This is a genomic window from Enterobacter cloacae complex sp. 418I7, from assembly GCF_050030705.1.
Classification (GTDB): Bacteria; Pseudomonadota; Gammaproteobacteria; order Enterobacterales; family Enterobacteriaceae; genus Enterobacter; species Enterobacter intestinihominis.
The window spans coordinates 2,878,863-2,890,227 of sequence record NZ_JBLGUU010000001.1; the positions used below are offsets into that span (position 1 = coordinate 2,878,863).

Sequence of the window (11,365 nt, forward strand, 5' to 3'; positions counted from 1 at the left end):
CTCTCCTGCGCGGTGTCACAAAACTGATATATCAGCAACTTAGCGAAATGTGGTAAATAACAGATTACTGAAATGTTAAGTTATTGTTGAATATGTAAATACTGGTCAACGCTTTGTCATTAATGCACCACACGCATCAGTCCATGCGCGATTTGCGCTTATCAATTTCCACTTCCTGATCCAGTTTTCAGAAACAGACGAGCATAACGTCACTATAAAACTGGAGATAATTATGGTTTCCTCAACCTCACCTGCAACGGTTCGTTCGAAAGCGGGCGCGATTTTCCGCGTCACGTCGGGCAACTTTCTTGAGCAATTCGACTTCTTTCTGTTCGGCTTTTATGCCACCTACATCGCCCACACGTTCTTCCCGGCAAGCAGTGAATTTGCGTCGCTGATGATGACCTTCGCCGTCTTTGGCGCGGGCTTTCTGATGCGTCCGATCGGGGCCATTGTGCTGGGGGCTTACATTGATAAAGTGGGCCGCCGTAAAGGGCTGATCGTCACCCTGTCGATCATGGCCGCCGGAACCTTTCTGATTGTGCTGATCCCTTCTTATCAGAGCATTGGCCTGTGGGCGCCGCTGCTGGTGCTGACCGGCCGCCTGTTGCAGGGCTTTTCGGCAGGCGCCGAGCTGGGCGGGGTTTCGGTTTATCTGGCGGAGATCGCCACGCCGGGCCGCAAGGGTTTCTACACCAGCTGGCAGTCGGGTAGCCAGCAGGTCGCCATTATGATTGCGGCGGCGATGGGCTTTGCGCTGAATATGGTGCTGGAAGAGAGTGCCATTCGCGAATGGGGGTGGCGTATTCCGTTCCTGTTTGGCTGTCTGATTGTGCCGTTCATCTTTTTCCTGCGCCGCAAGCTGGAGGAGACCGAGGAATTCAGCGCCCGTCGCCACCATCTGGCGATGCGTCAGGTCTTCACAACGCTGCTCGCCAACTGGCCAGTAGTCATCGCGGGCATGCTGATGGTGGCGATGACCACCACCGCGTTTTACCTGATCACCGTTTACGCACCGACCTTCGGTAAAAAAGTCCTGATGCTCAGCGCCTCGGACAGTCTTTTGGTCACGCTACTGGTAGCCATTTCTAACTTCATCTGGCTACCGATTGGCGGCGCGCTGTCGGACCGCTTCGGACGCAAACCGGTGCTGATCGCCATGACGCTGCTGGCGCTGGCGACCAGCTATCCGGCACTGACGATGCTGGCGGCAGCCCCGAGTTTCTCAATGATGCTGACCGTGCTGCTGTGGCTCTCTTTCCTCTACGGCCTGTATAACGGCGCGATGATCCCGGCCCTGACGGAGATCATGCCAGCAGAGGTGCGCGTGGCAGGCTTCTCGCTGGCTTATAGCCTGGCAACGGCGGTCTTTGGCGGTTTCACGCCGGTGATTTCTACCGCCTTAATTGAGTACACCGGCGACAAAGCCTCCCCGGGCTACTGGATGAGCTTTGCCGCCGTTTGCGCCCTGCTGGCAACGCTTTATCTCTATCGTCGTCGCACGTTAATTCTGCAAACCGCCGTTAAGGAGTGATCCCTCATGCTTACATTCAGAACGGTGATTGCCGCCCTGACCTTCACCACCCTCAGCGCGGGCGCGCTTGCGCAGGAGGTAACGGTGATGATTTCTGGCGGCTTCAAAGCGGCGCTGGAGAAGCTGACGCCGCAGTACGAAGCGCAAAGCGGCGACAGGCTCATTGTGGTCTCCGGCCCGTCGATGGGCAAAACACCGCAGGCCATTCCGGCCCGGCTCGCCCGGGGCGAAAAAGCGGACGTGGTGATTATGGTGGGCGATGCGCTGGCGAAACTGGAACAGGATCGCAGGACGGCGGCGGGCTCCCGCGTGGAGCTGGCGGATTCGCCCGTCGGGATGGTCGTCAAAGCGGGCGCGCCGGTGCCGGATATCAGTACGGTACCCGCCCTGCGGCAAACGCTGCTGAAGGCGCATTCCATGGCTTATTCCGACAGCGCCAGCGGCCGGTATGTTGAGAGCCAGTTGTTCCGTAAGCTGGGCATCGACGGCCAGGTCCAAAATAAAGCGCACCGGGTTGAGCGCATCCCGGTGGCGTCTGAAGTGGCAAAAGGGAAATACGATCTCGGCTTTCAGCAGGTGAGCGAGCTTCTGCCGGTCCCGGGCGTGACGTTTGTGGGTAAGTTGCCTGACGACATACAGTACATTACCCGTTTCGCCGGAGCCGTAACGCAGAAGGCCGACCATCCTGAGCAGGGAAAAGCGCTGCTGGCCTTTCTCTCCTCGCCACAGGCGGCCAGCGTCATTACGGCAACGGGCTTAACGCCCGTCAGTGCACCTCGCGATACTGCTCGGTGATCAGCGTTTCGAGTTCGGCAGCAATGTAGGACTGGATCCGCCCGCGGCGGCGAATCAACCCCACGGTTCGCCTGACCTCTGGCTCGGTTAAAGGCACCGACGTCAGCAGCGAATGCTCTGCGCGGGGCATTGACATGGCGGGAACGGCCGCAATGCCGATCCCGGCTTCAACCATCCCGAGCATAGTCGTCACGTGCCGCGTTTCACAGATGCTGGGGCGCTCAGGCCGAATATGTCCGACCCGCTGGTCGAGAAGATTGCGGTTGCCGGAGGTCTTATCCAGACCGATATAATCCTGCTGATAAAAAGCCTGCCACGTCAGGCTTTTTCTTTTTGCAAGCGGGCTGTCTCGTCGGCAGGCGGCCACGTAGACGTCCTCCACCAGCGGGACAAACTCGATGTCGGGCTGTAAACTTCGGGCAAAGCAGATACCAAAATCCGCCTGTCCGCGGGTGACGGCCTCGATAACATTTCCGGCGCTGCTGTCGATAAGTTTAATGCGCACGCGGGGGTAACGGGACTGAAAGCGGCGGATCACATCCGGCATAAAGTAACAGGCGGCAGACGGCACCGTCGCCACGGTGATTAATCCCGTGCGCTCCTCGCTGGCCTTATCGATATCCGAAAGCATGGACTCCACGTCGACAAGCAGTTGCCCGCACCGGTCGGCAAAGGTCTGTCCATACAGAGTCAGCGTGACGCGCCGGGTGGTTCTGTCGAACAGTTTTGTCCCCAGTGCCGCCTCCAGCTTTTCAATTCTGCGACTCAACGCCGACTGGGAAAGGCAGATAGACTCCGCCGCAAGACGGAAATTGCCGTATTCCAGTAAAGCGCGGAAGGCATAGAGATCGTTGAGGTCAAAATTGACGGGCATACTGACGGGATCCTTAAGCACGGTAGGGTAAGAAGAGATTTATCATAGCCGCGTACGACATACTTCACAAAATGAAGGGGATACCCCTAAAGCGCTATCAACCTTACGGCACATAGTGATAGTTTATGCGGGCTGGATTCCTCTTAAACAGGCTGCCAGTCTGCATGCCGCCGAAGAGGAGTGTCATACTGCTTAACAGAGTATGTTGGCATGCTAACAGCCCCTGACCTTTCCATTTTGTTCACGTGCGAGTAACGAGCAAAGCGATGATTAAGTGGCCCTGGAAAACGAACGAAGCTGGTCGAAATATGGCGCTGCCCTGGGATGAGGCTCTGGCGATCCCCGTGCTGGCGAATCTCTTGCCTGAAGAGCAATCAAAGCTGATTCAGCTGGCCGAGCGTTTTTTACAGCAAAAACGGCTTGTGCCGCTACAGGGCTTCGAACTGGATCCGCTTAAAAATTCGCGCATCGCCCTGCTCTTCTGCTTACCGGTACTGGAGCTGGGTATCGAATGGCTGGATGGCTTCCACGAAGTGCTGATCTACCCGGCGCCGTTTATCGTCGATGATGAGTGGGAGGATGACATCGGGCTGGTGCACAACCAGCGTATGGTGCAGTCCGGGCAGAGCTGGCAGCAAGGGCCGATCATCCTCAACTGGCTGGATATTCAGGACTCGTTCGATGCCTCGGGCTTCAACCTGATCATTCACGAAGTAGCGCATAAGCTGGATACCCGCAACGGCGATCGCGCCAGCGGCGTGCCGCTGATCCCGCTGCGTGAAGTCGCGGGATGGGAGCACGACCTGCACGCGGCGATGGAAAACATTCAGGATGAGATAGACCTGGTGGGTGAAAGCGCGGCCAGCATTGATGCCTATGCCGCGACCGATCCCGCCGAGTGCTTCGCGGTGCTGTCCGAGTATTTCTTTAGCGCACCTGAGCTTTTCGCCCCACGCTTCCCGGCGCTGTGGCAGCGTTTCTGCCAGTTTTACCAGCAGGATCCGCTCCAGCGTCTGCGGCAAAGTGAGGACGCAGCCAGCACCTCCTCTCATCCGTTCCACTAATGTTCAGCAGGGGTACGATCGGTCGATCGTACCCATACGCTCACCGCGAGAAACAGCAGCGCCATTCCCCATGCGGCAGTAATCAAAAACTGCTCACCGTAAAAGCGCGTCACCACGGGTACCAGCAGCGCACTGGCCCCGTACCCCAGCGTATGGCTGGTGGCGATCACCCCTGCCCCTTTGCCCGTCGTCAGCCGATCGTTGAGCAAAAGCTGGTATCCCGGCGTGGCCATGGCGGCACCCAGCGAGGTGATGACAATGCCCACGTAGAACAGGGCTAAACTGGCGAGACACATCAGCCCAAGCCCCGCCACCATCAAGACCGCGGCAATTAAGAGTAAAACCCTCGGGCTAAAATGCTGCGGGCGTACCACCAGAAACTGCGCCGCCAGGGTCGCCAGCGCGGCCAGGCTCAGCAGCAGGGCGACATGATGGCTGATTTGCACGGCATCGCCATTAAATAACGGATGAAGATGCGGCGATAAACCAAGCTGCATCAGGCTGACCAGCGCCGCCAGCAGCAGCGCCAGCAGCAGGAAAGGCATCATAGAGTCCTGTAACCGCGTCGACTGGTGCGCCACCGGCGGCAGCGGGGGATCGGCGGCTTCGCGCAGCACCAGAAGCAGCGCGATAAACGGCGCCAGCGCCATCAGCCAGAGCGGTGCGACCGGGCTGACGCTGAGCATCAGCGCGGCCAGAGGCGGTCCCAGCAGACGCCCGCAGCTAAGGCCAGAGCTTATCGTTGCCAGCGCCGCCATCCTTTTATCCAGCCCCGCGCGTTGAATGGCCCACGTCTGGGCCGCAGGCACCAGCCCCGATACCGTCAGGCCGTACAGCATGCGCGACAGAACCAGGCCCGCCATTCCCCAGAGGGCATTCAGCGCGCCGTTGGCCATCGCCCAGACCACCAGCGCCATCACGACGAAGCTCGCCAGATAGCCGCCTAACGAGGCCAGCATCACGACCTTACAGCCGTGCCGCTCGCTCTGGCGTCCCCACCAGGGCGATGCGGGTAAAAAGAGCATCGAGCCGAACATCAGCAGCCCGGCCCAGACGGAGAGCGACAGTCCGGTCAGGGAGACCAGCTGCGGCAGCATGACCAGCAAACCGTTTTGTCCGATACCCAATAAACCGGCGCCCAGTGCAAGGGGCCAGTTTGCCTTCGGGGCCATATTGTCTGTGATGTTCTCAGTACAGGTGCGCATAGAATTGTGAAGATAATGTCAATAAATGTGTGGAAATTATGAAGTTTATGAAAACAAATATTGCAAAAATAGTTGCGGCTGTAAACAGAATGAATATCATAACGAGAATTATTATCAGTCATGGAATGAGGTACATCTATGCGTGCTCTGCCCCGCTCCGCCGGTACAGATGTTGCGGCCCAGTGTTTTTTGAACGCGCTGCTGCGCGAAACGAAGGACTGGCACTATCTTCCCGCAACCCGTGCGGATGAGTTATCGCAGATACATATCCCGCTCTCACCAACCCAGGCCATCCGGGTTCCGGTACGCTATTTCTCCCCCACGCAGCATCACCAGTATTGTTTCCCGGCCACGCTGATTCAAGCCGACAGCGACGGCGGTGACACGGTCACATTCCATCAACTGATTGATTTCATCCTTGAAAAAGAGACAGTAAAAGGCGCTCTGGACGCCGATACGCTGGCGCGCTTTAAGCAGCGCGTCCTGGAGAGCCATACGCACACCTGGCAGGCCATTGATTTACGCCACAACTGGGCAAACCTGCGCGATAAGCCGCTGACCTTTGCCGAAGCGGAACAGGCGCTGCTGGTCGGCCATGCTTTTCATCCTGCCCCAAAATCGCACGAGCCGTTTAACGAGGCCGAGGCGCGCCGCTATCTGCCGGATTTCGCCTCGCGCTTCCCGCTGCGCTGGTTTGCGGTTGAGCATGAACTGATTGCCGGGGACAGCCTGAACGTCTCCCTGCGTGAACGTCTGCTGCGCTTCGCGGCCCAGAGTGCGCCGGATCTTCTCGGCCACTTCACCGACACCCGTTGGCTGCTGCCGATGCATCCGTGGCAGGCTGCCTATTTGCTGGAGCAGCCGTGGTGCCAGCGTCTGGTTGAAAAAGGCGCCCTGCGGGATCTTGGCGAGGCGGGCGCACAGTGGCTGCCTACCAGCTCTTCCCGCTCGCTGTACAGCGAAACCAATAGCGACATGATTAAGTTTTCCCTCAGCGTGCGGCTGACCAACTCCGTGCGCACGCTGTCGGTCAAAGAAGTTAAGCGCGGCATGCGCCTGGCGCGGCTGGCGAAAACGGCACGCTGGCAGGAACTCCAGGCGCGCTACCCGACCATGCGCGTGATGCAGGAAGACGGCTGGGCCGGGCTGCGCGATGAAAGCGGCGTCATTCAGGAAGAGAGCCTGATGGCCCTGCGCGTCAACCTGCTGTTTGATACGCCAGATACCCAAACCAACGTGCTGGTGAGCCTGACCCAGGCGGCACCGGACGGCGGCGACAGCCTGCTGGCGGCGGCGGTGCGCCGTCTGAGCCAGCGTCTGGATCTCCCGCTCGCCCAGGCCGCACGCTGCTGGCTGGACGCCTACTGCGACCGCGTATTGCTTCCGCTGTTCAGCGCCGAGGCGGACTACGGTCTGGTCCTGCTGGCGCACCAGCAAAATATCCTCGTTGAGATGCAGCAGGATTTCCCCGTTGGGCTGATCTACCGCGATTGTCAGGGCAGCGCCTGGACCGAAGGGGCCGACGCGTGGCTGAAAGAGGCAGGCGAAACCGAGGTGGAAAACCGCTTCGGTGAGAGCCAGCTGCTGCGCTACTTCCCTTATTACCTGCTGCTGAACTCTACCCTTGCCGTCACCGCCGCGCTCGCCGCTGCCGGCTTCGACAGCGAAGAGAACCTGATGCCCCGCGTGCGTGACGCGCTGGCCAAACTGCGCATGACGGCGAAGCAGACCCGCTGCCTTGATTATGTGCTCGACAGCCCGACCTGGAACTGCAAAGGCAACTTCTTCTGCTACCTGCACGATCGCAACGAAAACACCATCGTCGATCCGGCGGTGATCTATTTCGACTTTAGCAACCCGTTTTATAAGGAGAAGGCGTGATGGCAAACGCGAACATCGTCCATTCCGGCTACGGCTTTCGCTGTACGGCCATGGAACAAAACCTGCCGCTGACGCTGGGTCTTGACGGCAGCGCGGTCCTTGCGCGTCTGGCCGGGCTCCCGGACGGCTGGCTGGTGGACGCCCTCGACCAGCTGTTTGTTGCCGCCCCCGCCCTGACCGGCATTACCCTGCCGTGGGCCGCCTGGCAGGATGAACCTCAGGCGCAGGCGCTGTTTAGCCTCGCAAACGGGGATTATCTGGCGCGCGAAATATTCTGGCAGCTGCCGCTGTGGCTGAAAGGCGAACGTCCGCAGGCGAGCGGCGGAATGCAGTTTGATGAAAGCCGTCAGCTGTACTTCCCGCTGCGCCCTCATCGTCCGCAGGGCGAAGTGTATCGCCGTTACGATCCGCAGATTAAGCGCACCCTGAGCTTCCGCGTGGCGGACGTGGCGCTGGACGGCGAGCGTTTTACCCGCTGGATGAACACCCCACGCGTGAACGCCTTCTGGGAGATGGCGGGCCCGCAGGCCGAGCAGGAAAACTACCTGCGCCGTCAGCTCGACTCGACCTATTGTTACCCGGTGATCGGCTGTTTTGACGACCAGCCGTTCGGCTATTTTGAACTCTACTGGGCGGCGGAAGACCGCATTGGCCGCCACTACCGCTGGCAGCCGTTTGACCGCGGGCTACATATGCTGGTGGGCGAAGAGAACTGGCGCGGGGCGCAGTATATCCGCAGCTGGCTGCGTGGCCTCAGCCACTATCTGTATCTCAATGAACCGCGTACGGCGCGCATTGTGGCGGAACCGCGCTTCGACAACCAGCGTCTGTTCCGCCATCTGGCGCCCGCCGGTTTCGACACGGTGAAAGAGTTCGACTTCCCGCACAAACGCTCCCGTCTCATCATGAGCGAGCGTCACCGCTTCTTCCATGAGGTGGAACTGTGAACGCGCTCTGGCAGAAAGTGAACCGCGAGATGGTGGCGAAGATCCTCGCTGAACTGGAATATGAACGCACCCTGCGCGCCGAGCCGGTTTCGGCGGACTACTGGCGCATCAGTATGGGCAACGCGACCTGGCAGTTTAGCGCCACGCGTGGGATCTGGGGCTGGCTGCATATTGATCCTGATACCCTGACCACCGCCAGCGGCGCGGCGGTCGAAGCGGAAAACGCGCTGCTGCAACTGGCCACCGTGCTGGAGATGAGCGACGCGCAAACGGCGGAGCACATGGAAGATCTCTACGCCACGCTGCGGGGCGACATGCAGCTGTTGCAGGCGCGTGACACGCTGGATGCCGATGCGCTGATCCACCTCAACCCGGACGAACTACAGTGCCTGATGCGCGGTCACCCGAAGTTTATTTTTAACAAGGGACGCCGCGGCTGGGGGCTGGATGCCCTGCGCCTTTACGCGCCGGAATATCGCGGGCGTTTTCGTCTGCACTGGGTCGCCGTGCAACGCGATCGTCTGGTCTGGAGCAGTGACGCCGATTGCGATATCAACACCCTGCTCGCCAGCGCCATGGACGATGCCGAGCGCAACCGATTCGACGCCCGCTGGCAGGAACTGGATCTGGACGACAGCTGGCTGCCGGTGCCGCTGCATCCGTGGCAGTGGCAGCAAAAAATTGCCATTCATTTCCTGGCACAGCTCGCGCGCGGTGAGATGGTGGAGCTGGGAGAGTTCGGCGATGAGTATCTGGCGCAGCAGTCCCTGCGCACGCTGACCAACGCCAGCCGTCGCGCGCCCTATGACATCAAGCTGCCGCTGACCATCTACAACACTTCCTGCTACCGCGGTATTCCGGGCAAGTATATTGCCGCCGGTCCGCTGGCCTCGCGCTGGCTACAGCAGCAGTTCGCCAGCGATGCCACGCTGATTCACTCCGGGGCGCAGGTGCTTGGCGAACCCGCAGCCGGATATCTGTCGCATCCGGGTTATGCCGCATTGCCTGAGGCGCCGTACCGCTATCAGGAGATGCTGGGGGTGATCTGGCGCGAGAACCCATCCTGCTATTTACAGGATGGCGAACAGGCGGTGCTGATGGCCGCGCTGATGGAAACCGATAACGACGGGCGCCCGCTGATTGACGCATGGATCAAACGCTCGGGGTTAACCGCAGACGCATGGCTGGAAAAGCTGTTTGAGGCGACGGTGATCCCCTTCTATCACCTGCTCTGCCGCTACGGGGTGGCGCTCATCGCCCACGGCCAGAACGTCACGCTGGTGATGAAAGATTACGTCCCACAGCGCATTCTGCTGAAGGATTTCCAGGGCGACATGCGCCTGGTGGACGAGGATTTCCCGCAGGCGCAGAGCCTGCCGGAGCAGGTAAAAGCCGTCACCGCACGCCTCAGTGCGGATTACATCATCCACGACCTGCAAACCGGCAACTTTGTCACGGTGCTGCGCTTTATTTCCCGTCTCACCCTGCAAACCGGCGTGAGCGAAACCCGCTTCTATCAGATCCTGGCGCAGGTGTTACGTCGCTATATGGCCGCCCATCCGGATCTTGCGGCGCGCTTCGCGAAGTTCGACCTGTTTAAGCCGCAGATTATTCGCGTGATCCTCAACCCGGTCAAACTGACCTTCTCTGAACACGATGGCGGCAACCGCATGCTGCCGAACTACGTCTGCGATCTTGATAACCCTCTTTTTCTGGTCTCCCAGGAGTCAGCGCAATGAAAACCTATGATTTCATCGGCATTGGTATCGGTCCGTTCAACCTCAGTATAGCCGCGCTGGCAGAGGGGCTGGACGGTTTTAGCTCGCTGTTTCTTGAACGCAAGCCGCACTTCTCCTGGCACCCGGGAATGATGGTACCGGACTGCCATATGCAGACCAGCTTCCTGAAGGATCTGGTCAGCGCCGTGGAGCCAACCAACCGCCACAGCTTCCTGAACTACCTGGTACAGCGCAAAAAGTTCTACCGTTTCCTCACTACCGAGCAGCGCACCGTCTCGCGCGAGGAGTTTGCCGACTACCTGTGCTGGGCGGCGGATAACCTGACTAATCTGGCCTTCTGCCAGCAGGTGCAGCAGGTCAGCTTTGATGAGCAAAACGGTCTGTTTGAGGTCGTGACCCAGCGGGATCGCTTCCTGGCGCGCCACGTCTGCGTGGGGATTGGGAAGCAGATCAATCTGCCAGACTGCGTCACCGCGCAGGACGACACCTGCTTCCACGCCAGCGAAATGATGCTGCGCACGCCGGATTTAGCAGGCAAGCGCGTCACCGTCGTCGGCGGCGGCCAGAGCGGTGCGGATCTGTTTTTGAATATCTTCCGTGGGGAATGGGGCCAGCCGCTGAGCCTCAACTGGATCTCGCGTCGCAACAACTACAACGCGCTGGATGAAGCCGCGTTTGCTAACGAGTATTTCACGCCGGAGTATGTGGACAGCTTCTCCACCCTCGGTGACGACGCCCGTCGCCAGATGTTGCAGGAGCAGAAGATGACCTCCGACGGGATCACCACGGAGTCGCTGCTGGCCATCTATCGTGCTATGTATCACCGCTTCGAAGTGCTGCGCGAAAAACCCTGGGCGCACCTGATGCCGTCCCGCTCGGTGACGGCGCTGACGCGCCAGGAGAACGGGCAGCGCCTGAGCATCCAGCATCACCTGGACGGCGGTCGCGAACAGCTGGAGAGCGACGTGGTGATTTTCGCCACCGGCTACCGCACCGTACAGCCCGCGTTTCTCGCCCCGCTCTCTTCCCGACTGCGTCTGGATGAGGATGAAGCCTTCTGCATCAACAACGATTTCACCCTTGAATGGGACGGCCCGCAGAGCAACCGCCTGTTTGCCGTCAATGCCGGGATGCACCGTCTCGGTATTGCCGAACCCCAGCTCAGCCTGATGGCCTGGCGCGCGGCGCGAATTCTGAATCGCGCTCACGATGACGAGCCGTTTGAACTGGCAACCACCCCCGGCGTGATCCACTGGCGGAGCACCACCAGCCCGGAGAGCAGCCAGGTTTTTAAATCATTAATGAAGACCACCGAGTACTGACACA

Annotated in this window: 9 protein-coding genes; 7 read left to right on the forward strand and 2 right to left on the reverse strand. The window is 59.7% G+C overall.

What is annotated here, in order from left to right; translation table 11 throughout:
• The first annotated feature begins 232 nt into the window (after positions 1-232).
• Positions 233-1,534 (forward strand): MFS transporter, encoded by a 1,302-nt coding sequence (locus ACQG0S_RS14015; protein ID WP_023300503.1) that lies wholly within the window; start codon positions 233-235, stop codon positions 1,532-1,534.
• A gap of 6 nt (positions 1,535-1,540) precedes the next feature.
• The gene (locus ACQG0S_RS14020; protein WP_048966300.1) at positions 1,541-2,329 is read left to right on the forward strand and encodes a substrate-binding domain-containing protein; all 789 of its coding nucleotides are present in this window, start codon (positions 1,541-1,543) and stop codon (positions 2,327-2,329) included.
• Here ACQG0S_RS14020 and ACQG0S_RS14025 read toward each other — a convergent pair.
• On the reverse strand, positions 2,301-3,203 hold the full coding sequence (locus ACQG0S_RS14025) for a LysR family transcriptional regulator (protein WP_023300505.1): 903 nt from the start codon (positions 3,201-3,203) through the stop codon (positions 2,301-2,303). The genes ACQG0S_RS14020 and ACQG0S_RS14025 overlap by 29 nt on opposite strands.
• A 266-nt stretch (positions 3,204-3,469) precedes the next feature.
• On the opposite strand from ACQG0S_RS14025, the gene mtfA reads away from it, so the two are divergent.
• Positions 3,470-4,267 carry a DgsA anti-repressor MtfA gene (gene mtfA, locus ACQG0S_RS14030; protein WP_022648578.1) on the forward strand — a complete coding sequence of 266 codons (798 nt, stop codon included), beginning with the start codon at positions 3,470-3,472 and terminating at the stop codon, positions 4,265-4,267.
• Here the strand turns inward: mtfA and ACQG0S_RS14035 are convergent.
• Positions 4,264-5,472, reverse strand: coding sequence for an MFS transporter (locus ACQG0S_RS14035; protein ID WP_048966299.1), 1,209 nt, complete (start codon positions 5,470-5,472; stop codon positions 4,264-4,266). The genes mtfA and ACQG0S_RS14035 overlap by 4 nt on opposite strands.
• 138 nt (positions 5,473-5,610) lie before the next feature.
• On the opposite strand from ACQG0S_RS14035, the gene ACQG0S_RS14040 reads away from it, so the two are divergent.
• The 4 genes from ACQG0S_RS14040 to ACQG0S_RS14055 are packed head-to-tail and all read left to right on the forward strand — an operon-like array spanning position 5,611 to position 11,361.
• Entirely contained in the window at positions 5,611-7,353 is a 1,743-nt protein-coding gene (locus ACQG0S_RS14040; protein WP_069596740.1) for an IucA/IucC family protein, read from the forward strand.
• The gene (locus tag ACQG0S_RS14045) at positions 7,353-8,300 is read left to right on the forward strand and encodes a GNAT family N-acetyltransferase (RefSeq protein WP_048966157.1); all 948 of its coding nucleotides are present in this window, start codon (positions 7,353-7,355) and stop codon (positions 8,298-8,300) included. The genes ACQG0S_RS14040 and ACQG0S_RS14045 overlap by 1 nt, the downstream gene beginning before the upstream one ends.
• Positions 8,297-10,039 carry an IucA/IucC family protein gene (gene iucC, locus ACQG0S_RS14050; RefSeq protein WP_048966156.1) on the forward strand — a complete coding sequence of 581 codons (1,743 nt, stop codon included), beginning with the start codon at positions 8,297-8,299 and terminating at the stop codon, positions 10,037-10,039. The genes ACQG0S_RS14045 and iucC overlap by 4 nt, the downstream gene beginning before the upstream one ends.
• Entirely contained in the window at positions 10,036-11,361 is a 1,326-nt protein-coding gene (locus ACQG0S_RS14055; RefSeq protein ID WP_426750520.1) for a lysine N(6)-hydroxylase/L-ornithine N(5)-oxygenase family protein, read from the forward strand. Before iucC ends, ACQG0S_RS14055 begins: the two co-directional genes overlap by 4 nt.
• Positions 11,362-11,365 lie beyond the last annotated feature (4 nt).

Bases quoted from the DNA above. Each gene is read 5' to 3' on its own strand.
- ACQG0S_RS14025 (WP_023300505.1), bottom strand. From the start codon at position 3,203: ATGCCCGTCAATTTTGACCTCAACGATCTCTATGCCTTCCGCGCTTTA.
- ACQG0S_RS14045 (WP_048966157.1), top strand. From the start codon at position 7,353: ATGGCAAACGCGAACATCGTCCATTCCGGCTACGGCTTTCGCTGTACG.
- ACQG0S_RS14015 (WP_023300503.1), top strand. From the start codon at position 233: ATGGTTTCCTCAACCTCACCTGCAACGGTTCGTTCGAAAGCGGGCGCG.
- mtfA (WP_022648578.1), top strand. From the start codon at position 3,470: ATGATTAAGTGGCCCTGGAAAACGAACGAAGCTGGTCGAAATATGGCG.
- ACQG0S_RS14035 (WP_048966299.1), bottom strand. From the start codon at position 5,472: ATGCGCACCTGTACTGAGAACATCACAGACAATATGGCCCCGAAGGCA.
- ACQG0S_RS14040 (WP_069596740.1), top strand. From the start codon at position 5,611: ATGCGTGCTCTGCCCCGCTCCGCCGGTACAGATGTTGCGGCCCAGTGT.
- ACQG0S_RS14055 (WP_426750520.1), top strand. From the start codon at position 10,036: ATGAAAACCTATGATTTCATCGGCATTGGTATCGGTCCGTTCAACCTC.
- ACQG0S_RS14020 (WP_048966300.1), top strand. From the start codon at position 1,541: ATGCTTACATTCAGAACGGTGATTGCCGCCCTGACCTTCACCACCCTC.